A 23262-nucleotide genomic window follows, 5' to 3' on the forward strand; every position below is an offset into this window, starting at 1 on the left:
TAGCATGAAACAGCATCGTTTGGCGGCTGCGGTTGCCCTGGTAGGCCTGGTCCTGGCGGGCTGCGACGCCCAGACCAGCAGCGTCGAGCTGAAGACTCCGGCACAGAAAGCCTCCTACGGTATCGGCCTGAACATGGGCAAGAGCCTGGCCCAGGAAGGCATGGACGACCTGGACTCCAAAGCCGTTGCCCAAGGCATCGAAGACGCTGTTGGCAAGAAAGAACAGCGCATCAAGGACGAAGAGCTGGTCGAGGCCTTCACCGCCCTGCAGAAGCGCGCCGAAGAGCGCCTGGCCAAGGCCAGCGAAGAAGCCTCCGCCGCCGGCAAGAAATTCCTCGAGGAAAACGCCAAGAAGCCTGGCGTGATCACCACCGCCTCGGGCCTGCAGTACGAAGTGGTCAAGAAGGCCGACGGCCCGCAGCCCAAGCCGACTGACGTGGTCACTGTTCACTACGAAGGCAAGCTCACCGACGGCAAGGTGTTCGACAGCTCCGTCGAGCGCGGCAGCCCGATCGACCTGCCGGTCAGCGGCGTGATCCCAGGTTGGGTCGAAGGCCTGCAGCTGATGCACGTCGGCGAAAAATACAAGCTGTACATCCCGGCCGAGCTGGCCTACGGCGCCCAGAGCCCGAGCCCGCTGATCCCGGCCAACTCGGTGCTGGTGTTCGACCTGGAACTGCTGGGCATCAAGGACCCGGCCAAGGCCGACGCTGAAGCCGCGCCGGCCAAGTAAGCGCCAGGCTGTAGTGCAACGACGCCCCGTTTCGACGGGGCGTCGTCGTTTTCGCGGGTGCTTGACGCGAACCACCGCGGTCATTCACTGTCGCAAGCAATGCCATGGCGCAACCTTGGATAGGCTTGTCGCAAAACGTTTGCGTCGTTGCAATGGTTGTGTAAAAAACGCCCGATCCGTCCCCGGCCCTTGCCTGGCGGGCGCGACGCGGTGGCAACGCCGCCCTGTTCACAAGGTTATCCACAATAAATGTGGATAACCTGCCTGCTCCTCTGGAGGTCTCATGAGCGCACCCTGGAATTTCGCCCGTTTCCTGCCCCTGGCCGAGCGCCTGCTCAGCCGCGGCAGGCTGCCGGCGTTGCTGTTTGCCGTGGCCCGCAAGGGCCCCAAGCTCGGTCAACTGCGCGAGGACCTGGGCCTGATGCAGGCGCTGTGCCTGGCCTGGTGGCGGGGCGAGTACCGCGCCGTCAGCCCCAAGGCGCTGGTGACCATCGTCGCCGGGCTGCTGTACTTCGTCAGCCCGTTGGACGCCATCCCCGACTGGTTGCTGGGTGTCGGCCTGCTCGACGACATTGCCGTGCTGGGCTGGGTGCTCAAGACCGTGGCCGACGAGCTGGCCCGGTTCAAGGCCTGGCGTGCCAGCCAGGCGCCGGAACGGCTGCGGGTGGTCGAGCGCCTGCCCACCACCCCCGAAGCCTTGCGCCTGGAGCGCCCCGGCAACTGATTCACGGCATGCCCCCGAGGTTGGTAATATAATTGGCATAAGGGTTATGCCTATGGATTACATGCCGTAGTCCAACGTCAAGGGGGTTGTATGGGTATTCAGGTCATCAGCCGGGACGGTCAGCCCGAGTACGCAGTCGTTCCCTGGGAGCAGTACCAGGCACTGTTGGCCGCCGCCGGCCAGGCGCCTGTCGCGGCGCCCGCCACCCACAACGTCAGCGAGCCCGCCGACGCCAGCCTGTCCTCACTGGACCAGCTGGCGTCGTTGCGTGTGGCCAAGGGCCTGGCGCCCGAGCAACTGGCGCGCAGTGTCGGAATCAGCCCGGCCTACCTGGCGATGATCGAGGCCGGCGAGCGCCGTCCTGATGCCGCCATCCTGCGCAGCCTGGCCTGGCACCTGGGGGTGTCGGGCTGGAGCGAGCCGTCATGAGCCAGGTCAGGATCAGCCGTCAGCAATGGCAGAGCCTGCTGACCGAGCTCGACCTGGCCCGCCGGCAACGCCACCTGCTCACCTACCGGGCGCTGCTGGAGCGCCTGCAACTGCCCAGCCCCGCGATGCAGACCCTGACCGCCGCGCTGGAGTACCTGGCGCTGCTCGATGCCCGTGCCGAACAGCCGTTGCGCAGCTCGCTGGTGATCAGCCAGGGAGCCAGCCGCCTGCCTCGTACCGGGTTCTTCGAATGCGTCGAACGCCTGGGGCGGTTCTCCGGGCCGGTGGATGGCATGGAGGCGGCATCTTGGCATGCTTCGGAGGTGGTGCGGGTGTTCGAGTACCGCTACCCGGAAGAGGCCTGAGCGGCGGCGTCGAACATTTGGCAGCAACTGCCTTGCTCTGAACCTTCCTCCCACAGACGTGGTTCAGGCTTCGATCAGGCTCAGGCTCGAACCGCTGCTTTCCTTGGCCTGGCGCTTGGCCTGGGAGGCCAGCTCGGCCAGTTGCCCCGCATCCAGCTGACTGCCACTGTGCGCTGTCAGCCACACCACGCCGATCGACAACGACAACAGGTCGAACGTCTCGCGCTGCCCCTGGCGATTATGAGCGATGAAGCACCCGGCCTCCAGGTGCTCGGCGCGGTAGAAGCGCCGGCACTGGCGAGCGAACGCCGCCACCAGCACCTGCAAACGCTCGCGCCAGTCCGCCGAGCCCAATACCAGCATGAAATCGTCCCCGCCGATATGCCCGACGAAATCCCGCTGCGGGTCGACGCAATCGTTCAGGCACTGCGCCAGGCTCAACAGCACCTCGTCGCCACGGGCGTAGCCATAGATGTCGTTGAAAGGCTTGAAGCTGTCGATGTCGACATAGCACACCGCCGCCTCGCGACCTTGCTGCAACAGACGCGCCAGGCACTGCTGGATCGGCACGTTGCCCGGTAGCAGGGTCAGCGGGTTGGCGTGCCGGGCCTGCTGGAGCTTCTGTTCGGTGATCAGCTTGAGCACATCGATCACCCGACCCAGGCCCAGGTAGCGACCGCTCTGGGTGATGATGAAGTCTTCCTCGATCCGTTGCCGCGCACGGCTGGTCAGCAGGCGGCTGACCTGCTGCAGCGATTGCCCGCGCTCCACGGCGAGAAAGTCCTGGCTCATCAGCCGGCTGATCGGCTTGCGGGCGAACAGGTCGGTGCCGAAGGGCTGCAGCAATGCGTCGGCCAAGGAGTGCCGATGGACGATACCGCACGGCTTGCCGCGCTCATCCAGCACCGCCAGCGAGTTGAGGTTGGCCTGCCGGCGAAAGGCCTCGAGCACCTGCTGGGTGGGCGTTGTCAGGGGCACTGCCGGCTGCTCGATAAGCAGGGCATCCAGATCGCCGTTGTCCTCGCCCAGCGGCGCGACGGTGCTGCTGGCCTGGGGCAGCAGGGCGAGTGCGTCGCAGGGCGGGAACTCCTGGGGACGGCCCAGCAGGTAGCCCTGCACCAGGTCCACGCCCATGTCGCCGAGCACTGCCAGTTCCTCGTCTAGTTCGATGCCTTCGGCAATCACCTGGGCCCGGGAGGCACGGGCGATCTGCAGGATCGAGCCGACGAACTCACGCTTGAGCGGGTCCTGGTGGATGCCATCGATGAAGTGGCGGTCGATCTTCACGTAGTCGGGGCGCAGTTCCGACCACAGGCGCAGGCTCGAATAGCCAGCCCCCAGGTCGTCCAGGGCAATGGAGAAGCCCATGTCGCGGTAGTGGTGCAGGGCGTTGAACAGCAACTGGAAGTCGTCGGTGGGAGTCTGTTCGGTCAGCTCGATGACCACCCGGCTGGGTGGCAGGCCGACGGCCTCGAGCATTTTCAGGGTGCGCCCGGAAGGGTAATGGGGTTCGAGCAGCGACTCGGGCGAGACGTTGAGGAACAGCTTGCCGTCCAGCTGCAGTTCGCTGAAGCGCCGGCAAGCGGTTTCCCGGCACAACACCTCGAGCTCGCTCAGGCGCCCGGCTTGGCGGGCGATGGCGAACAGGTTCAGCGGCGAATGCAGGGGGCTGTTGGATGGGCCGCGGCTCAAGGCCTCATAGCCGAGCACGCGGCGTTCGGACAGGCAGACGATGGGTTGGAACAGGCTGTGGACGCCGCGTTGAGCCAGGATGGCGCTCAATGCGCTGAGCTGTTCGGTGACGGTCATGGACTGCATTCCTGAATGAAAAAAGGCCGGACGCTTGCACGTCCGGCCCTTCTATTTCACGACAGTCCAATGACTGTTTGATGACAGGTCACATTATTTTGCCATCACTTCAGTGCTTGGCCACCGAGGTACTCAGGCTGAGGTAGTCGAGCAGAATGCGGCCAGTCTCGGACAGGTAGGCGTCGTCCTCCGGCTTGCTGTCGTCCGGCTCGGCCGGCAGTGCGTCCTCGTCTTCCTTTTTCAGCTCCTTGAGCGGTTCTTCGCCCTTGGCCTTGCGGCGGGTGTTCTCCAGGGCCAGCTGCTTGGCCTCGATTTCGTCGTGGCGGGCACGGCGCTCCTGCTCGTTGAGGCTGACGGTCTTTTCGTTCATCAGCTTCTGGGTCAGGGCCAGGCGGTCGCGGATGTAGACGAACTCGGCGTCCTTGTCGCTGCGCGCGTCATGCTGTGCCTTGAGCTGGGCCAGGAACGGCTTGAACGGGTCGGAGGCCGGCTTGACCACTGGGCGGATGGTGTCCCACGGCATGGCCTCGGGCAGGGCGCTCTCGCCGATTTCCTTGGTGTCGATGATCGACGGGTAGGCGATGTCCGGCAGCACGCCCTGGTGCTGAGTGCTCTGCCCGGACACCCGGTAGAACTTGGCCAGGGTCAGCTTGAGCTCGCCATGGTTGAGCGGCTGGATGGTCTGCACGGTGCCTTTGCCGAAGGTCTGGCCGCCGATGATCAGCGCGCGGTGGTAGTCCTGCATGGCACCGGCGAAGATTTCCGAGGCCGAGGCCGAGAGACGGTTGACCAGCAACGCCAGCGGGCCCTTGTAGAAGGCGCCGGGGTTCTCGTCCTCGAGCACGTCGACGCGGCCGTCGGCGTTGCGCACCAGCACGGTCGGGCCTTTCTCGATGAACAGGCTGGTCAGTTCGGTGGCTTCCTGCAGCGAGCCGCCGCCGTTGTTGCGCAGGTCGATGACCACGCCGTCGACCTTTTCCTTCTGCAACTCGGTCAGCAGCTTCTTCACATCGCGGGTGGTGCTCTTGTAGTCCGGGTCACCGGCGCGATAGGCCTTGAAGTCGAGGTAGAAGGCCGGGATCTCGATGATCCCCAGCTTGTAGTCGCGGCCATCCTGCTTGAGCTTGAGCACCGACTTCTTCGCCGCCTGCTCCTCGAGCTTGACCGCTTCGCGGGTGATCGAGACGATCTTGCTGGTCTGGTCGTTCGGCGCATTGCTCGCCGGGATCACCTCAAGGCGCACCACCGAGCCTTTCGGCCCGCGGATCAGCTTGACCACTTCGTCCAGGCGCCAGCCGACCACGTCGACCATTTCCTTGTTGCCCTGGGCCACGCCGATGATCTTGTCGGCTGGCGCCACCTGCTTGGTCTTGGCCGCGGGGCCGGCCGGCACCAGGCGGACGATCTTGACCTGGTCGTTGTCGCTTTGCAGCACCGCGCCAATGCCTTCGAGCGACAGGCTCATGTTGATGTCGAAGTTCTCGGCGTTGTCCGGCGACAGGTAGTTGGTGTGCGGGTCGTAGGACTGGGCGAAGGTATTGATGTAGGCCTGGAAGATGTCTTCGGCGCGGGTCTGGTTCAGGCGCGACAGCTGGTTCTTGTAGCGCTTGACCAGGGTTTCCTGGATCTGCTTGAGGTCCTTGCCGGAGATCTTCTGGCGCAGCACCTCATCCTTGACGCGTTTGCGCCAGAGGTCGTCGAGGGCGGCCTGGTCTTTCATCCAGGGGGCGTCCTTACGGTCGACCAGCAAGTCTTCCTTCACCGTGAAGTCGATCTTGTCGACGCCCTTGTTCAGTTCACCCAGGGCGTAGTCCAGACGCTGTTTAACGCGGTCCAGGTAGCGCTTGTAGATGGTGAAGCCGGGGTCGAGGTTGCCGCTCTTGAGGAAGTCGTCGAACTGGGTCTTCCACTTGTCGAACTCGGCGATATCGGCGGCGGTGAAATAGCTGCGCGACGGGTCGAGCAGCTTGATGTAGCTGTCGTAGATGATGACCGAACGGGCGTCGTCCAGTGGCGGCTTGCTGTAGTGGTGGCGCTTGAGCAGCTCGACGATGTTGAGGCTGGCGACCACTTCATCGCGGTCTGGCTGCAGGCTGTCCCACTTGTTGGCGGCGGCCGCATTGCCACCGAGCGTGAGGCTGCCGAGCCCGATCATCAGGGCGAGGGCGGTGCTGGGGAGGAAATGCTTCATGCTGATTCGACGTGGAGGCAATTGATCACGCATAGTAGGCCGTCTTTTCCGTTCGCCGGTTCCATCGGAGCCGGACGCATACTGCAAAAAGCCTGGGACATGCACGCCCAGGCTCAGTCATATGATTCAACTATGGAGGCACTGTGAAGGCATTGCAAGGCGTTGACGGACATGTGGCCTGGGTCGAGGCCGAACGCCCGGCCTGTGATGCCGGGCAGGTGCGCATTCGCGTGGCCGCCGCGGGGCTGAATCGCGCCGACCTGCTGCAGATGAAGGGGTTGTATCCGCCACCGCCTGGCGCCAGCCCGTACATGGGCCTGGAATGCGCCGGAGTGATCGAGGAAGTGGGCGCCGGTGCCGACTGGCGCGTGGGCGACCGAGTGTGCGCGTTGCTGGCCAGCGGGGCCATGGCCGAGGAGGTGGTGGTCGACGCCCGGCATGTGCTGCCGGTGCCCGAAGGCCTGAGCCTGCACGAGGCGGCGGCATTGCCTGAGGTATATGCCACTGCGTGGTTGAACATCTTCCAGCTCGCGGGCCTGAAGCCCGGCGAAAAGGTGCTGGTGCACGCCGGCGCCAGTGGTGTGGGCTCGGCGGCCATCCAGCTGTGCAAGGCCTTCGGCAGCCCGGTGTGGGTCAGCGTGGGGTCGCCAGAGCGCCTGGCCTACTGCGAGGCGCTGGGCGCCGCCGGGGGTGTGGTGCGTAACGAGACCCTCGATGCGCTCAAGGGCCTTGGCCCGTTCGATGTGATCCTCGATCCAGTGGGGGCCAGCTACGGCCCGCTGAACCTGGACGTGCTGGCCCGTGATGGACGCTGGGTGATCATCGGCCTGATGGGTGGGCGCAAGTTTGAACTGGACCTGGCGCTGGTGTTGGGCAAGCGCCTGCAGATCATTGGCTCGACCCTGCGCAACCGTGACGATGGCTTCAAGGCCGAGTTGCTGCGTGAGCTGCAACAGCAGGTATGGCCGTTGTTCAGCGAAGGGCGGTTGTCGCCGCAGTTGGTCAGAACCTATCCGATAGAAGACGCACAGCAGGCGCTGGACGAATTGGCGGGTAATCAGGTCGCAGGCAAGTTGGTGGTTATCATAGAGCGGAATACGCTATCCACCACCTGTTAATCTTGCTAGTAGCGGGGCACGGAGCAACTGATTAACTTTCGATCAACAAGCCTTACGCAGTCGAAGGTTGATCGAAAGGAGATGCTCCGTGTATTCCGAAAGCGGACCTGATCGTCGGGCGGATCTGAAAGCACCTGAAGTAGACGCCATCATCAAGGATGAGAATCAGCAGCCGCGCGCGGACGGGCTGCTACCCATCAAGGCGTTGGAAGCGCCTGTGCGCGTTGTGCTGCCAGGGGGGTACGCCGACCCTAGGTTACCGAGCGTTATCTTGGATCTGGGTTGGCAGTTTCAGGGGGCGCCCTTCAACTCTGTCTATCAGGATACATTGACACCGCCCTATGAAGACGAGTTTGAGCTGTTCATTCCGACAGCGTTGCTCAATCACGGCGTGTACGATCTGCAGTACAAAATCACTCAGTTGGGTGTTCCTTCCTTCTCGCTTAAGCGGACCATCACGGTCGATACCCAGGCACCGAACTATGGTATGCCGGGCTATGCGTTGCAGGTCCAGGATGTGCCTGGTGGTGAGATCACTGAAGAGTACCTGGCCCAACACGGTGAGGTGCGTTTCAAGGTACCGATGTATTCGGTAGCTCGGCCTGAAGACACGGTCGAGCTTTTCTGGTCCGACCAAAATCCACCGCCAAGCGATGAGAATGCGGTGCACACCAAGCGAGTCACTCAGGCTGAGATAGACAGTGACACAATCCTGGTTGCGTATGACGCCGCGGTGATACGGGCTTCGGGTAGCGGCCTACGTTACCCTTGGTATCGGCTCAAGGACCTGGCAGGCAATATCGGCCCGGCTGCCCCGGTAGTGCAAACGCCAGTCGATCTGACTCCGGGCCCCTCGGACTTGCTTGCGCCACGTGTCATGTTGTCTGTACGGGGGCTGATCGACCGTGAGCATGCGCGGGAGGGGGCCAATGGCGAAGGCGGGCTCGTGGTAGAGATCGACCATTACGACAATGCCAGTGACCAGGACCATGCCATCATCAGTTGGCAGGGTTTCAAACTGTCCGAGCGCCCCGTCGACCCTACGGGCTTTCCGTTGCGTGCCTTTGTGCCTTGGCCAGCTCAGGTGGTAGGTGGCTTGGGGCCGGATGATGCCCTGGTGCAGTATGAAATCCGCCGCAATTTGCAGTTGACGCCTTCCCCTGTGACGTCGGTGCCATTCGACCTGCGTGTTGCAGGTCAGGATCACACTGCTGCGCCGGCATTGCTCAACCGGTTGCTGACACTTCTGGAAGTACGAGGTCGCAAATCGGACCAGGCCAATAAGCTCGAACCGATTGATCACGGCCTGGATGCGCGGGTGTTGATGCAATTGTTCGATAACCCACAACCCGATGAACGGGTGCTGGTGTACTGGGGCAATCCACACCAGCACGTGGCGCAATACATTGTGAAAGCCGGTGATCAACCGGCGAAGCCCATCGAGATCAGTGTGCCATGGGCGATCATCGAGCAGCAGCCCAACGACCGGGCGCTGCCGGTCTGGTACCGCACCGATAACGGTGTCAACCAGCAACTGGCGAACAGTACGCTGGTCGACGTCGCGGTGGAGCTGATTCGTGACCTGCCGCCGCCCACCTTCCCCCACGCGGACAAATGGGGCTACCTGAACTGCTGCTCGATACCACGGCTGTGGGAAGGGGTGTCTGTTCGGGTAGAGCCCCATGCATTGATCCAGGCCGGCGACACGTTGGAACTGAACTGGCAAGGCCACGACAGCCTCAACGGTTCCTCGCCTATCCCGGGTGTGGCCGCCACCTTCAGACGGGAAGTTTCGACTGCTGAAGCGACCCAAGGTTGTGTCTTTGTGGTCCTGCCCTACGACACCCTCATCGAGCCAATGGTCAGTAATGCGTCGGCCACCGCTGACTATCGCTTGCTCAAGCAGGACGGGCGAGTGGGTATTTCCAAGCGTGACGTCGTGAAGATTACGCGGGCAATGCCAAGTGGTGAAGTTTGTTCTCCCAGCAATGACCTGTGTGACAAAGCGATCGATTGATCCGCCGAATAGGCACAGGCACTACTAAAGAAGGAAGTGCATCATGAGCTCTTCGATTACTGCAGGGCAGGCGCGTCTCAATTATCGTAAAAAGCGTTTTTCGCCGGGAATTAAAGCGCTAGCTGCGCCGTCGTTCGGGAGCGATTCACTGTTGCCGGATATACCCGGTGATCATAAAAATATGTTGAAGAGGCCGCACGGTGAAGAGCGCACTGTCGAAGTTCCGTATTTTGAATTGGAACGAGCGGGCAGCGCAAAGATTCAGTTGTTGGTAGGGAATGATTTGGTGGGTGCTCCTCAAACCTATGTATTTCCTCTTACACCTGCTGATTTTCCCAAGTTGTTTACATTGCCGGCGGATTACACAAGAAACAATGGCGAGGTAATCTTGCGCTACCGAGCCATACAATTTGGGAATCCCTATGATTCTGATCCGCTGACTATTTATATAGATACCGTAGCGCCCAACCTTGGCCAGGCGGGTGGTCCATTAGAGCTTCCACCTGAGGTGGAGTTAGAGGGGGTCTCTCGTGAATATCTGGACAATAATGCCGGCGTTGTTGTCTTGACCATTCCCGCCTACAGCGACCCTAAGCCTGGCGACGTGATTCGTGTCTATGCCGAATCGATGGAGATTGGCAGTTTTACGCGCGACGACTTAGCAGATCCAATGGTGATCGACTGGCCTGAAGACAAAATGCCCCACGAGGGCAGCTACCCACTGGTGTACACCTTGGCTGATCGGACCAGTAATCTCGGGCCTCGCTCAACTTTCAAGAACGTCAACGTTTACTTGACGTCGGCACCAGCAAATCTCAAGCCGCCGAAGGTACCGCAGTTCGATGATGGCCTGATCGATCTGGACGATGCCGAGGAAGGCGTGGGCGTGCAGATCGACGAGTACGACAACTATGCCCCGGGTGACGTCGTGCAGGTATCGTGGGCGGGGGTCGCTGTGGGGTTTCCAGTTCCGATTACCAAGTTTCCGGCGTTTGCCACGATTCCCTACATCACGGTGCGCGAAACACCTGCGGACACCGGGCCAAAAACCAGGAAAGTGACCTACAGCATCCTGCGTGGGCCTCGTACATTTGATGAGCCGACCGGGATTGATATTGAGGTTGACCTGAACGTGGGTGGACCCGACAACCCTGCTCCTGATCCCGATCCGGAAGTGGGCAACCCGTTGCTACCCGTTGTCACCGTTCAGGGCGCGGTCAGCACGACTCCCAACGTTATTGCTCCGGTAGATGTGGGGCAACCGGCAACCGCGAGCGTTGATCTGTACAGTGGCGCGTTGGCCGACGAGGTACTCCACCTATGGTGGAACGGGGTGGAAGTCGCTACTTACGAGGTGACTGGCAGTGAAGGGGTTGGCTTCAAAGTCCCCTTTACCATTGCATGGGCAGACATCGAGGCGGGAGGGAACATGGCGGCGTTGCCGGTGCGTTATGTGGTGTCCAACCCTCACAACGTCAACCTGAACCGATCAACCATCACGAATGTTGCAGTATCCGCCGTGGTGGTGAATTTGCCCGCTGCAACTTTTTTGAACATGTACAACGATCCAGACGAAGGCCCGATCATTAACTGCTCGACACTTCGTGATGACCCCAATGGCCCGGGTAAGGTCATCGAGGTACGGGTCGCAGGTGGTGAAAGCCGCCTGGCTGACCAGGCGCTCGTGTTCAACTTCCAGGGTTACAGTGATGCGGCAGGTACTCAGCCCATCAATGATACGAAGCATGAATTTTCCTATACGCCCACCGCTCAGGAAGCCGCGGCAGGGTTCACTGTGCGAGTGCCCTATGATCCTTATGTGCTGAACATTCGATTCGGCTACGGATGTATCCAGTACACTGCCCATATTAATGGATTGCCGGTGGAGTCGCCTAAAGAGATAAAGTTGACGTATGTTGAGTTGCCTGGCAGTGGCGGTGAGACTTGTCCGGTAGTGTTTCGTCGTTAATTGATCGGAATCAGCAAGGTGCGCTATTCAGGCGCACCTTGCTGCATATTCATGCCTGTTAAAAGATGATAAGCGACGCTCAGTGCTGTCTGCTCCTAGGTGAGAGTCAGATCATTCCTACATACCAATAAGCTGTTCTTGATGTACGTTTGGGTGCCGTCAATGCGTAAACCCCACATGAGATTTTGAATGATGCGACCTCTCTTCCCGCTCTCTGTGCGTCCGCGTGGCTTATTTGCCTTGAGTTTGATCACTGCGGCGCTATATTCCTCTACTGCTGCGGCTACCGTTGTTGTCGAAAACGGTTCGAGCTTTACCGTCGACTCCTCCTTGCTCGCCGACCGCTATGTGGTGCGTGAACAGTCGACCTTGAATACCCTGGCCGGTAGTTCTTTGCGGGAAGTTTCCGTCTTCGAAGGCTCCGTATTGAACATGCAGGGCAGCGAAGTCAATGCGCAGGACTACGGTCTGATAATCAACAACTCCACCGCGACGGTCGTCGACAGTATAATCCGCAGCCAATACGTGGGGGTCAACGCCAGTCGCCAGTTGGGTTCAGCAACTGGCGGTTCGACGCTCACGCTCCGCAACAGTGATGTCTCCGGCTTAGAGGGTGGCGCGGAGGTCACAGGCCTGAGTACCTTGATCCTGGACAACAGCCGTGTCGAAGGCACTCAGGTGGGGGCCGATGGCGTGAACGTACGAGGCGGCACCGCCATTGTGCGCAACAACTCCGTGATTACCGGTGGCAACAGCGGTATCAGTATCGGTGCGGACTCCAACGATGTCGGTGACTACCGGGCCGAGGTGGACGGGTCTACGGTGATTGGCCTGAACGGTGCGGCATTGACCGTGGTGCAGGGCGCCCAGGCAACGATAGCCTTGAGCAATGGCACGCAGCTCAAAGGCGCCAATGATTTGCTGCTGGATGTCTCGGAAGGCTCCAGTGTCAACCTCAGCGTCAGCCGTAGCACTCTGCAAGGTGATTTCAACATCCGTGACAACAGCTCCGGCACACTCGTGTTCGACAGCAGCACCGTCCTCGGTGATGTGCATGCTGAGGCGGGCAGTGTGGCGGATGTGACATTGCGTAACGGTGCCTTCTTTACCGGGCAACTGCAGAACGTCAACCAGATGGCTGTGGAATCCAACTCCGTATGGGCACTCACAGGCAATCAGCAATTGGCCAACCTGTCACTCGATCAGGGGACGGTTGATTTCAACAGTGGCTTCGGTAGCTTCCACCAGTTGCAAGTTGAGCATCTCTCAGGCAACGGCACCTTTGTGATGAATGCCGATTATGCCACCAATGAACACGACACCTTGATTGTGTCGGGCACCGCGACAGGCGAGCATACCTTGTCGGTCAAAGGGAGTGGTGAGGACCCGACCGACCCACAAGCGCTGACCCTGGTAAATGCCGCAGCTGGTGATGCGCGTTTCAGCCTTAGTGGCGATCAGCCTGTGGATGTAGGTACCTACTCCTACAATCTGGGCTCTCGCGGTGACGGCAGCGGTGGCAGCGAATGGTTCCTGGACCCCGGTTCGAAGACCATCAGCCCTGGCACCCAATCGGTCCTGGCATTGTTCAACACCGCGCCGACGGTCTGGTACGGCGAACTGACGTCGTTGCGCAGCCGCATGGGTGAACTGCGCTTCAACGGTGGCAAGGCTGGCCTGTGGAGCCGTGCCTACAGCAACAAGTACGACGTCGCGGAGCAATCGGGTGTTGGCTACAGCCAGGTGCAAAGCGGCTTCTCGCTGGGCGCCGATGCGCCGCTGCCGTGGGGGGATGGGCAGTGGTTGGTAGGCGCGCTGATCGGCCACAGCCGTTCTGATCTGGACCTGACCCGCGGTACCTCCGGCAGCGTCGACAGCTACTACCTGGGTGCCTACACCACGTGGCTCGACCAGGCCAGCGGCTACTACTTCGATGCCGTGCTCAAGGCCAACCGCTTCGACAACAAGTCCAAGGTGAACATGAGCGATGGTACCCGCGCCAAGGGTGACTACAACAACACCGGCCTGGGTGGCTCGGTGGAGTTCGGCCGCCACATTGCGCTGGCCGATGGCTGGTTCGTCGAGCCATACGGGCAACTGGCGGCGGTGGTGATCGGAAGCAAGGACTACGGCCTGGACAATGGCATGCGGGCCGAAGGCGACCAGACCCGCTCGCTGCTGGGCAAAGTCGGCAGTGTGGTGGGCCGCAATGTTCGCCTGGAAGGTGGGACTGTGCTGCAGCCGTACATCAAGGCTGCCGTGGCCCATGAGTTCGCCAAGGCCAACCGTGTGCAGGTCAACGACAACCTGTTCAACAACGACCTGTCTGGTTCACGTGCCGAGTTGGGTGCGGGGCTGGCGGCGTCGTTCACCGAGGACTTTTCGGTGCATGCGGATTTCGACTATGCCAAGGGTGAGCATATCGAGCAGCCGTATGGGGTGAATGTGGGGTTGCGGTACAGTTGGTAAATAAAACGCGCAGTTTTTTCTTGACCGGGACCTGAAGCAATTGGACTGGATTGTCAGGGTACGATTGTCCATGCCGCACACATCCGCCCGCATCAGCGCAGAAAATGTCGTCTGTGCCGATGCGGGCTGAAAGGCTATGCACTTGAGCGACGTTAGGCTCTGTACGAAAAGCCTTGATACTCGGTGATGCTGCGTTGAAAACAGCCTCGGAATGCTCATTTACAACCCGTAAACTCCGCTTCCTCGGCTGTTTTCGCCTTGCCTGACCTTCGTCTCAAGACTTTTCGTACAGAGCCTGGTGTGTATTCGGTCTGGCTATCATTTAAGTCCATAAACAGTCGAGCGGTCTCCCATCTCTGGGAAAAGATGTTTTTTGATGGAAAGTGCCCAATTCGTGCCGTTGTGTGCATGGACAGCGAAGTTCTTCAATATCCCGGGTGCCGGCGTAGTCGTCCAGCCATGATGAGTTACTGGCCAACTACCGAGGAACTGCCGATGGCACTCCTCCAGCTCGGGGCGTGTCGGCAGTCGCATGCCTCGGGCGGCAACAGTTTGTTGAGCCCTCCAGTAGAGATCTCCGCCGAGGGTTGCGACCTGAATAACATTGCTGACGGTTACGTTATATTGGCCGGATTGGCCTGTGCTGTCTTGCACAGTTATTGTTGCCACGCCGTTGGCTCTGGCATAAATCCGGCCATTGGTGTCCGTCGTCACTACGCCGGTATTGCTAGACGTATAGGTATAGGGTGGAGTGCCGTTGCTGGGTATCCGTGTGGCAGTGGAATTCGCCGGCCAAACCAATGGAACCGTACCTGGATTGTAAAGCCTGCCATTGAGTGTCACGGGTGATGGATCCAGAGCGAAAGGCGATTTCACGGTGAAACCGCGGATGTTCGAACCCGGCACGCCCGCCTGCTGCGCGAAGGCTCTCAGGCTATGCGAGCCCACCGCCAAGTTGGTAACAGCATGAACCCAGCTACCTGCGAGATTGACGGTAGCGGCGCCCTTGCTTAGGTTTCCATCAAAGATTTCGACCCGCTCGTTTGCTGCGGCGCTCCCATAGACTGACACTCGGGTGTCAGTAGTCGAGCCGTTCTGCGGCACTTCGCCCTTGGTATCTTGCACACTTGTAATGGTAGGTATGACAACGGCCTTCACGGTGAAACTCCAGGTGTTCGACTCCCTGTTGGCGCCATACACCGCCCTGGCTTTCAAGACATGTGGGGCCTGTGACAACCCACTGACTTGCTTGCTCCAATTGCCGTTGTCGTCGACAGGCACGATACCCTGGGCCGTCCCTCCGTCGAACAGCTCGATCTGCTGGCCCACGGCGGCTTTACCCGAAGCGGTGACCACGGTGGCGTAGGTGCTGCCATTGTTGGGGATCGCAGTGTTGTTGGGCTCGACCACTTGGATAATGCTGGGTGCCAAATCGGCGATCACGCTGAAGCTTCGCTCGGCGGACTCTGGCTGAGCGCCATACAAGGCACGGGCTTTCAGCCGATGGCTGCCCTCGGTCAAACCGGGCAATACTTTCGTCCATGCACCACTGGCATTGACGTCGAGCACGCCCTTGGATTGATTGTTGTCGAACAGTTCGACCTGCTGATTGGCGGTTGCTGTCCCCGTCACGGTCACACTGGTATCGACGGTATGGCCACCCGCTGGCACCTCTCTGCGCGAGTCCTTCACGCTGCTCAGGGTTGGCTTGACGGCCTGCGCCACATTCACCACCCAAGGCTTGGACTGCTCACCCGAGCCATACAGTGCCTTGGCCACGAACGAATGCCTGGCCACGTTCAGGCCTGGTACCTGCAATGTCCACCGGCCGGTGTGATCGGAGGTGGCCTTGCCTTTGGACTGGTTGCCGTCGAATACCTCGACCTGCCGATCCGGGCTGCTTTGCCCGACCAAGGCGAGGTTGGTATCGACAGTCGTGCCGCCATTGGCCACGGCACCATTGCTGTCGCGCACGTCGTCAATGGTTGGGGTCAGGTTCTCCAACACCTCGAAGCGGCGTGGCAGTGAAACATTGCCGCTGCCATCTCGCGCATGGGCGGTCAGCAGATACGCTTTAGGGACGAGGTTGGACAAGACATGTGTCCACTGGCCAAGGCCATTGGCTTGAACGGTGCCCTTGGGCTGGTCGCCATCGAAAAGTTCAAGGGTGGATTCGAGGGTGGCTGAGCCGCTGAGTGTGACGCGACTCTGGAACGTGCTGCCGCCATCGGTGATTTCGCCATCGGCATCTTCGGCACGCTCGATCTTTGGTATCACCCAGTCATGGTGGAGTTTGAAGGCGTAGTTGGTTTGCGGGAACGGCAAGGCCATGTCTTCACTGGCATTTTCCGCAAATCCCACCCGGCACTTCGCGGTCAAGGGTGTGTCCTGGCCCAGCTGTTCGAGTTCGCTGCGAGGTACGCTCTGGCTGATCCCGTTGCGGATGTCCGCGGCGCTCAGTGCCTTGCCCTGAAGCAGGTCGATACGTACATCAACGTTTGCAGCATCCTTGCCCGCCAGGTACAGCCAGACTTTCTGATTCTCGGCAATGAAGTGCCAGGTCGTTCCAAGGGTGCAGGTAGCGTTACCAGAAAAGGTGGCCAGGTTTACGATACCTTGCCTGGCTTCGGTGATCAGCGGCGACACCAACTGCGCATCGGCAAGTGGCGCGATGTCCAGTTTGGTGAAGTCAGACAATTGCTCACGCTGATAGCGTATGACCGAGTATGCCAATGACACTGCCCAGTCTATGTTGGCGCCAATCACGTGGGCCGGTATCTTGAATGGCATCTTGCCTGGCGTGGTGACCGTCTTTTGTTGGTCTGCAGGTGTGCCGATACCGGGTGTGCCTACCCACATCAAGGTGATCAGGTCGTTGGCTTCCATGCTCGGGTAGTCGACCTCCACAGTCACACCGTCGATGCCTCGAACAGGGTCCAGCTTGCCGTCTGGAGCTTCCAGCACCTCGGGGCCAGGCAGCTTGCCGATCAGCTTGCCGATGACCAGCTCCAGCACCTCGGAGTACTCGAATTGACCGTCAACGGCGCGTTTCAGGGTGTACAGCACCCGCACCACGCTGTTCAGGTTGGCTGTTACCAGGCGACGTTCGATGGAGAACGTCAGCGGTTTGCCCTTGAGCGGTTCTGTAATCGGTATCCAGTCCTTGGCGCTGCCATTTTCCGGATCTTCACCCAGCCAGAACCAGGTCAGGATATCGCCCTTGGCGGTGCCTGGGTAATCCACCCGCAGTGTCACTGGCCCGGGGTGCAACTCTGGGTCCAGTACCCCCTCGGGCGCTTCGTCCACGCTGGGGGCTGGCAATGTCGCCGGCAGCGCCGCGACCAGCACTTTAAGGTGTGAGGAGTTGCGGACACTGGCTGGGGCCTGCTGATCGTTTGATACCCGATAGCTCACATCCAGCCGACCACCGCGCAGGAGGCCGATATGTTCCTCGCCCACCCCTAGATAGAACGGCTGGCCTACCTCGTTGTTGGATACCACGTGCTCCATTTCGTGCAGGTGGGGTAAGCCTGCTGCCGTTGTCCCTGCCCAGCGGACGTTGACGAGATCACCGGCCGCCATCCCCTCGTAAGCGGGAATCACCACGTGGGCCCGCTCGAGCGTTGGGTCCAGGCGATCTCCGATCAATTCATGAATGTCAGGTGCCTCCAGCGGGGCGGAACCGACAATCGTCACCGTGGTTCGCTTGGAAGAGGAAGGGGGGGCGCCGCTGGCGGGCTGCAGTACGTAGGATGCGACGATCTTCCCTCCCGCGCCTTCGCGCACCACTTCATTGGGAATGGGCACTTCCAGGATGGCGGGCAGATTATCGATGCGCTTGGTTTCATCGTGTTTGCCTACTTCGGCATCATTGACCAGGGTCACCCAACTGACGATGACCGTATCGTCGTAGGCGAACGGTGGATTGCGTACTTCAACCTGTACCGTGGCGTCCTCATCGCCAAGTTCGCTCAGGTCCAATTGGCCATCCCGGGCCTCTTTGACAAAGGGCGGGGCCAGTTTCCAGGCGCCTACGTCTACTTCCACGTAGGTCCGCAGCGACCAATCCGTGGAGAAGTTCCAGACCTCGTCGTAGACCTGGTAGTGAACCAGTAGATTCGGAGAGTCACCAGCGGCAAGGATGGTTGCCTGATCCACGAGGATGATGATGGGGTCTTTCCCTGCGGCCTCCTGTTCGGTCACGGTATGGAACAAAGATACCGTTCCCCAGCGCAGTTGGATGGTGTCCCAGGGCGCGCGGTTGTCGTACCAGCCAATCTTCACCTCCACCCCTTCCTCCAGGTGGCTTGCCTTAACCCTCTTCTTCAAGAGGTTTGCTTTCACCCCCACCTTCAGGAGGATTGCCTTCACCCACTCCACCAGGCGGCTTGCCGCCACACAGTTTTCCATCACATCGTCGGGAAGCACCGGTGCTGGCAGCTGTGAGTGACCAGGCAGGTGTGGGTCGCGGTCATAATCGCCAGGCAGCTTCGTTGCGATCAGCAGGCGAAGTGGGATGGAGTCTTCCGCCGGGCCGCCGACCGGGGTCAGGCGGTACAGGACTTCCTCTACCCAACCGTCCACCATTGCCTGGGTATCAAGGAACAGGATGGTGCGTTCGTGCTCTTCGCCTGCCGCCACCTCATGGGTTTCCAGAACGAGCCCGTCCCACAGCACTTCCAGCTTGTCACCCACCTGTTTGCCCAGGTAAGGGTCGATGGCGATCAGCAGGCCCTCTTCGAACTGAGTCAGCAGGTTCCGGTTGATGCCCCCGTCCCCTCCGCGTATGGGGGTGGCCATGCCGGCAACCAGCAATGGACGCAGGGTGGCGGAAATGCTCTCGCGGTCAAGGGTAGGGAAAAGCTCAAGCACATTGATCATGATGTGGCATCCTCAATCATGGCAGTCGACGCCCGCAGGGCGAGGGGAGGGGCACCTACTGGTCGATTGCGCCGGACTACCTGCTGCCAGTTGATCGGCGGGCACGTAGGTGAAAGGCTGGGGGCTTTTCAGGTCCATGCGTAACAGCGGCAGGAAACGTTCGGTGCGGGTGTAGTAGTCGTGCTGGATGAACTGCGCCTGGGGCAGGGCGTTGCTGCCGCTGGCATAGAGCACTGATTCCAGTGGAATTTGCGTGGGGATGTCGTCGGGCCAGGCCGCCATCATGATTTCATTGTGGTCGCTCCTGTTGGGTAGTTGACCGCGCACATCGATGCTCAATTGAAACTGCTTGGCGCTGTTGCTGAATGCGCAGCTGGTTCCCGGGTTGCTTGCATACTTGGCACGCCAGGCCTCGACGGTGTTGATACCAAGTACTTCGCATTCACCACGGAAGGTGCAGGGGTTGGTGCTGTTGGAGGTGCCGGCGTTGTAGGGGTAGGCACAGCGCAGCGTTGGGCGGTAGGCGGTGGGGGCTGCCAGCTCGCGAAAGGTGAAGGCATAGTTGCCGCGGATTTGCAGAAGGTTAATATCCGCACGCACGTAGCTGAACGATACCCCGTTGTTCTTGTGCGAGGCTGGGCTTGGGTTCCAGGCTGGAAACGCGGTAGTTGCCAAATTGTTGCGCAGCAATATGCCATTGCAGTTGAAGGCGGCGCTGCCGTCGTTGCAGGCGGCGGCAGTGTCGGCGAAGCGTTTGTTGAGTTTTTGTGCCAGTTGATAGCCAATGTACAGCTGATCCTGCAGGTTGAAACCGAACGCCTGGCCAGCGGGCTGGTCGGGGTCGATGCGCAGCACCGGCAGCCATTCGCCGGTGGCGTCGAACCAGTCGCGTTGATCTTGCTGCGCGGCACGCAGGCCGCCTTGCATGCGGCTGTCATAGACCAGCGCCTCGATCGCCAGGCGTGTGGGCGCTTGCACATCCCAGTTGCGCACCAGCAGCTCGACGGCCTTTTCGCCGGGCTTGCCGAGCAAGGCATGGGCTTGCAGTGTTGCCCGGAACTGAGCCATGTCGTCGGCGTTGAAGGCGCACTGGGCGGCAGGTTTTTCGCCCTGCTGGCGGAAATACGCCAGCCAGCTGTCGGCGTCGGTGACGCCCAATGCCGCGCAGGACCCATGGTCGGCATGGCTGGCGGGTGTGGCGGTAACGGGCGCACAGCCCAGGTCCGGGCGTGCCGGGTTATCGTCAGTGGGTAGCGGATGGCTGCACAAGGCCTCATAGGATTTACCTTGGCTGGCTGCGCTGAACAGGTCGGCGACAATCGCCCCGTGGCTGCTGGGCAGCATGCTGCTGCCCAGGTCTGCACGCAGGAACAGCAGGCGTTCGCTGCCGCGTGCCTCAGCGGCTGGATCGTGTTCCCAGAAGCGATCGCCGGTATCGTCGCCGCGCGTGCGCAGCAGCACGCCGGTACATTGCCAGGCCGGCTTGTCGATGGCGCAGCGGGTGGCGCTGGCGCGATAGCGATTGTTCAGCAGCTGCGCGGTTTCCGGGCCGCTGGCAGCGGCACGCGGTACTGCGGCAGGTTGTGGTGCATGTGCGGTGCATCCAGCGAGCAGCAACAGGCTGGCAACCCACATCAGTAGACGAAGGTATCTGGAGCTCATATCCACTCACTCTTTTCGGAATGCTTAAGTCGCCAGCCCCAAGGCTTGCAGGTGGGAGTCGGTGGCGTGGCTGCTGGCATTGGCATTGGCGTCGTCGCCATCGAGGTCATACGCCCAGGCTGTGCCGGCCCCCAGTGCATCCGCAGTCCAGAAGGCATAAGGCAACCAGCCGGTGTACTGGGTTACTGGCCAGTTATCCGGGTAGTAGATTTGCCACAGTCGCCTGAAGTCCGCCAAAGGCACGGGGACCAGACCTGCTGTTGCGCAGGCGCCCTGCATGCCTTGCCAGTCACAGGAGGCGCTGAGGAAGTGCATCACTCGCATACCGGTGATCGTCAGCGGGTAGGACTGCGTTTGCCCCTCGCTGTCGGTCGCGGTGATGCGACAGCTGCCATTGGCCAGTGCGGTCACTTCGCCCGTGTCGATCACCGTGGCAATGTCGGGATCGCTGCTGGTATAGACATAGGGCGCGCGCCCCCAGTCGGCGGGGCGCTGCATGCGGGCCTGTTCCGGCACGTTGCGTGGGGGGAAGCCGGCAATGGAAAGGTAGTGGGTGCCGTTCAGGTCAAGCTTGGCCGCCTGGTCGAAGCCCCCGATGATGTGCAATGTCGTGGTGGCGCTGTCGCTGCCTCCTGCGCTGAACTCGACCCGATAACCGACCTCCAGCGTCCCACCTTGCGCTGCGCTGAACAGGGCCTTGGGGATGTCATAGAACAAGACATCCTTGCCAACGCTGCTTTGGTTGATCGGCAGGTCATCGGTGAAGGTACTGACCGTGAGGTATACATGGTCGCGGTAAGCCATGCCGCTCCATGCCTTGATGCGCACGGTCGCGCCGTTGTCGGGCAGGTTCCTTGGATCGAGCACATTGTTTTCGTCGGCTTCTTCCACACTGGGCGGGGACAGTGCAAGGGGGCCTGCGACAAACAATTTGCGCAATTTGCGCAGCAAACCCGTGATCCAGGCGATGATCATGAAGGATCCTCCTTGGTTACAGGAACCGGGCCATAGGGCCCGGTTGACTGTCAGGCAACAATCACCGGGCGAGCAGGGCCCGCGCGCGTGAGGCGCGGCCCGCGCCCGCTGGGGTGGCGTAGTACGACAGCTTGCCCTGCAGGCGCTCATCCACCGCACTACTGTCGCCACCACCCGTGGCATGCCCCCAGGTGACCACCTGGTTGTCCGCGGTCAGGGCCGCGAAGCCGTGGCTGTTCGAGTACAGCGCCACGACGTCCTTGAGCCTTGCCGCTACCGCGTCCGGAATCGTCCCGCCCAGCGCAGCGGTTCCCCAGGCAACTACCTCACCAGTGCGGCGCAGTGCGGCGAAGGCTTTCGACGAGCCTGCAAGCTGCACCACATCATCCAGGTCGCTGATCTCCTCCGGTACCACGCCACCGGTGTTGGCATCTCCTCCCCAGGCCACCACCTTGTTGATCCGGCCGTTGCCGCGCAGGGCTGCGAACGACTGCCAGGTACTGACCACGGTGAGGATGTCGTTGAAGCCGGCAATGATCGGGTTGACTGTTCCGCCGTAGCTTGCGTTACCCCAGGTCTTGACGAAGACTCCCGTCTTCGGCGTGCCATGGCGCAAGGCGAATGCATGGGCAGTGGCGCAACTGAGTTCCACCACGTCGGTCAACGCCGCGATTTCGTCAGGCACCGTACCGCCGGAGGCAGCGACGCCCCAGCCCACGACTCGATTGGCGCCGTGCAATGCCGCGAACGCTACGTTGTTGCCCAATACTTCGCTGATGTCGTTGAATCCATCGATGGGGGGCTTCACGGTACCGCCTTTCTCTGAATCGCCCCAGGCCACCACGGCGCCGTTGCGGCGTAACGCTGCGAACGCGGTACCAGTTGCAGCCAGGCCCGTGACATCGTCCAGCAGCTTGATACTGTCCGGCACCGTGCCGCCGCTAGCCGCAGCGCCCCACGCGCTCACTTTGCCCTGATCGTTGATCGCTGCGAACGCCACACTGTTACCACTCACTTGCACGTAGGTGCGCGCCGGCACCGGTGATATGCCGCCACTGTTGACGTCGCCCCAGGCCACCACCTGGCCGCTGTGGGTGCGGGCGGCAAAGGCCGAGCCGGTGCAACTCACTTCGTTGATATCGGTCATGGTGCCGATGGCGCCTAGCGACCCGCCGCCACAGGCCGGGTTGCCCCATACCACCAGGTCGCCGGTGTTACGATGGGCAGTGAAGGCGGCTTGACCGGCCACTACGCCGTCCACACCGTTGCCGATCAGGTTGGGTGTATTGAGGGTGACCACATCCGTCGCGCTGCTCGCGCGCAGCAATCGGCTTGGGTCGGTATCACGGAAGCGGGCAGACGGCGCGCTCCAGCCCGCATCGCCGTCGTACTGCCATTGCACTTCCAGGGGCTGGCCGGTGGTCGAGTCAAACGCCATCAGCCAGCGAGATGCGCCCGAGGCCCGGTACGAACCGCGTGACCAGCGCGCGCCCATGACCTTGAGCGTGCCGGGCTGCAGGTTGCTTTTCACGTTGTAGGTGCTGGCCTCTGACGGGCCTTCAGGCACGCCAGCGCCGCTACGCTCAATGGTGTACGTCAGTGTCACGCTTGCGCCTTCATTGGCTTTCACCAGTGCGAGAGGGGCTGTGATGTCCAACACGCCATCGGCCTCGGCTGTTTTCGGCAATGTAGCGCTGCCTTCGGCAGACGTGCCTACCCATTCGACAGTGACCTTGTCACCTGTTTTGATCAGTGCCTTGGCGTTGATCCGAATCGTGGCCCCGTTGGGGACTTTCGCCGGATCAAGCGCACCACCATCGGCCTCGACAATTATCGGGGCCTCAAGGCGCGGCGCAGCGGTGCGGCTGACCCGGAAGTTGAGTGGCGCGGAGGGCAGATCGGCTAGGAGGCTAGTCATGG

Annotated in this window: 14 protein-coding genes; 8 read left to right on the top strand and 6 right to left on the bottom strand. The window is 61.1% G+C overall.

Going from position 1 to position 23262, the window contains the following annotated elements; genetic code table 11:
* Nucleotides 1–4 precede the first annotated feature (4 nt).
* The 4 genes from bamJ to HU772_RS06490 all read left to right on the top strand — a co-directional run bounded on the left by bamJ (nucleotide 5) and on the right by HU772_RS06490 (nucleotide 2251).
* The gene (gene bamJ, locus HU772_RS06475; RefSeq protein ID WP_186655696.1) at nucleotides 5–733 is read left to right on the top strand and encodes a BamJ family beta-barrel-assembly machinery protein; all 729 of its coding nucleotides are present in this window, start codon (nucleotides 5–7) and stop codon (nucleotides 731–733) included.
* Between the two features lie 283 nt (nucleotides 734–1016).
* Nucleotides 1017–1457, top strand: a complete 441-nt coding sequence (locus HU772_RS06480; RefSeq protein ID WP_186655699.1) for a YkvA family protein — start codon at nucleotides 1017–1019, stop codon at nucleotides 1455–1457.
* Nucleotides 1458–1547: 90 nt separating this feature from the next.
* Entirely contained in the window at nucleotides 1548–1886 is a 339-nt protein-coding gene (locus HU772_RS06485) for a helix-turn-helix domain-containing protein (RefSeq protein ID WP_186655701.1), read from the top strand.
* Nucleotides 1883–2251 carry a hypothetical protein gene (locus HU772_RS06490; RefSeq protein ID WP_134689322.1) on the top strand — a complete coding sequence of 123 codons (369 nt, stop codon included), beginning with the start codon at nucleotides 1883–1885 and terminating at the stop codon, nucleotides 2249–2251. Before HU772_RS06485 ends, HU772_RS06490 begins: the two co-directional genes overlap by 4 nt.
* A gap of 63 nt (nucleotides 2252–2314) precedes the next feature.
* On the opposite strand, the gene HU772_RS06495 is transcribed toward HU772_RS06490, so the two are convergent.
* Together HU772_RS06495 and HU772_RS06500 are read right to left on the bottom strand one after the other, a co-directional pair.
* Entirely contained in the window at nucleotides 2315–4060 is a 1746-nt protein-coding gene (locus HU772_RS06495) for a bifunctional diguanylate cyclase/phosphodiesterase (RefSeq protein ID WP_186655703.1), read from the bottom strand.
* A gap of 109 nt (nucleotides 4061–4169) precedes the next feature.
* Nucleotides 4170–6251, bottom strand: a complete 2082-nt coding sequence (locus tag HU772_RS06500; protein ID WP_186655705.1) for a carboxy terminal-processing peptidase — start codon at nucleotides 6249–6251, stop codon at nucleotides 4170–4172.
* A gap of 143 nt (nucleotides 6252–6394) precedes the next feature.
* On the opposite strand from HU772_RS06500, the gene HU772_RS06505 reads away from it, so the two are divergent.
* The 4 genes from HU772_RS06505 to HU772_RS06520 all read left to right on the top strand — a co-directional run bounded on the left by HU772_RS06505 (nucleotide 6395) and on the right by HU772_RS06520 (nucleotide 13824).
* A complete protein-coding gene (locus HU772_RS06505; RefSeq protein ID WP_186655709.1) occupies nucleotides 6395–7369 on the top strand; it encodes an NAD(P)H-quinone oxidoreductase in 975 nt (324 codons plus the stop codon).
* An 88-nt stretch (nucleotides 7370–7457) separates the two neighbouring features.
* Nucleotides 7458–9386 (top strand): hypothetical protein, encoded by a 1929-nt coding sequence (locus tag HU772_RS06510; protein ID WP_186655711.1) that lies wholly within the window; start codon nucleotides 7458–7460, stop codon nucleotides 9384–9386.
* Nucleotides 9387–9429: 43 nt separating this feature from the next.
* Nucleotides 9430–11355, top strand: a complete 1926-nt coding sequence (locus HU772_RS06515) for a hypothetical protein (RefSeq protein WP_186655714.1) — start codon at nucleotides 9430–9432, stop codon at nucleotides 11353–11355.
* A 192-nt stretch (nucleotides 11356–11547) separates the two neighbouring features.
* Nucleotides 11548–13824 (top strand): autotransporter outer membrane beta-barrel domain-containing protein, encoded by a 2277-nt coding sequence (locus tag HU772_RS06520; RefSeq protein WP_186656148.1) that lies wholly within the window; start codon nucleotides 11548–11550, stop codon nucleotides 13822–13824.
* A gap of 318 nt (nucleotides 13825–14142) precedes the next feature.
* On the opposite strand, the gene HU772_RS06525 is transcribed toward HU772_RS06520, so the two are convergent.
* The 4 genes from HU772_RS06525 to HU772_RS06540 form a co-directional block, all read right to left on the bottom strand.
* Complete coding sequence (locus tag HU772_RS06525; RefSeq protein ID WP_186655716.1) at nucleotides 14143–18705, bottom strand: immunoglobulin-like domain-containing protein; 4563 nt, start codon at nucleotides 18703–18705, stop codon at nucleotides 14143–14145.
* A 12-nt stretch (nucleotides 18706–18717) separates the two neighbouring features.
* Nucleotides 18718–20367, bottom strand: a complete 1650-nt coding sequence (locus HU772_RS06530) for a hypothetical protein (protein ID WP_186655718.1) — start codon at nucleotides 20365–20367, stop codon at nucleotides 18718–18720.
* Between the two features lie 24 nt (nucleotides 20368–20391).
* Nucleotides 20392–21342, bottom strand: a complete 951-nt coding sequence (locus HU772_RS06535; protein ID WP_186655720.1) for an Ig-like domain-containing protein — start codon at nucleotides 21340–21342, stop codon at nucleotides 20392–20394.
* Between the two features lie 61 nt (nucleotides 21343–21403).
* Nucleotides 21404–23260: an RCC1 domain-containing protein gene (locus HU772_RS06540; RefSeq protein ID WP_186655722.1), complete on the bottom strand. Its 1857-nt coding sequence runs from the start codon at nucleotides 23258–23260 to the stop codon at nucleotides 21404–21406.
* Between the last annotated feature and the right edge of the window lie 2 nt (nucleotides 23261–23262).

The sequence above is a fragment of the Pseudomonas xantholysinigenes genome, from assembly GCF_014268885.2.
In the GTDB taxonomy this organism is placed as follows: domain Bacteria; phylum Pseudomonadota; class Gammaproteobacteria; order Pseudomonadales; family Pseudomonadaceae; genus Aquipseudomonas; species Aquipseudomonas xantholysinigenes.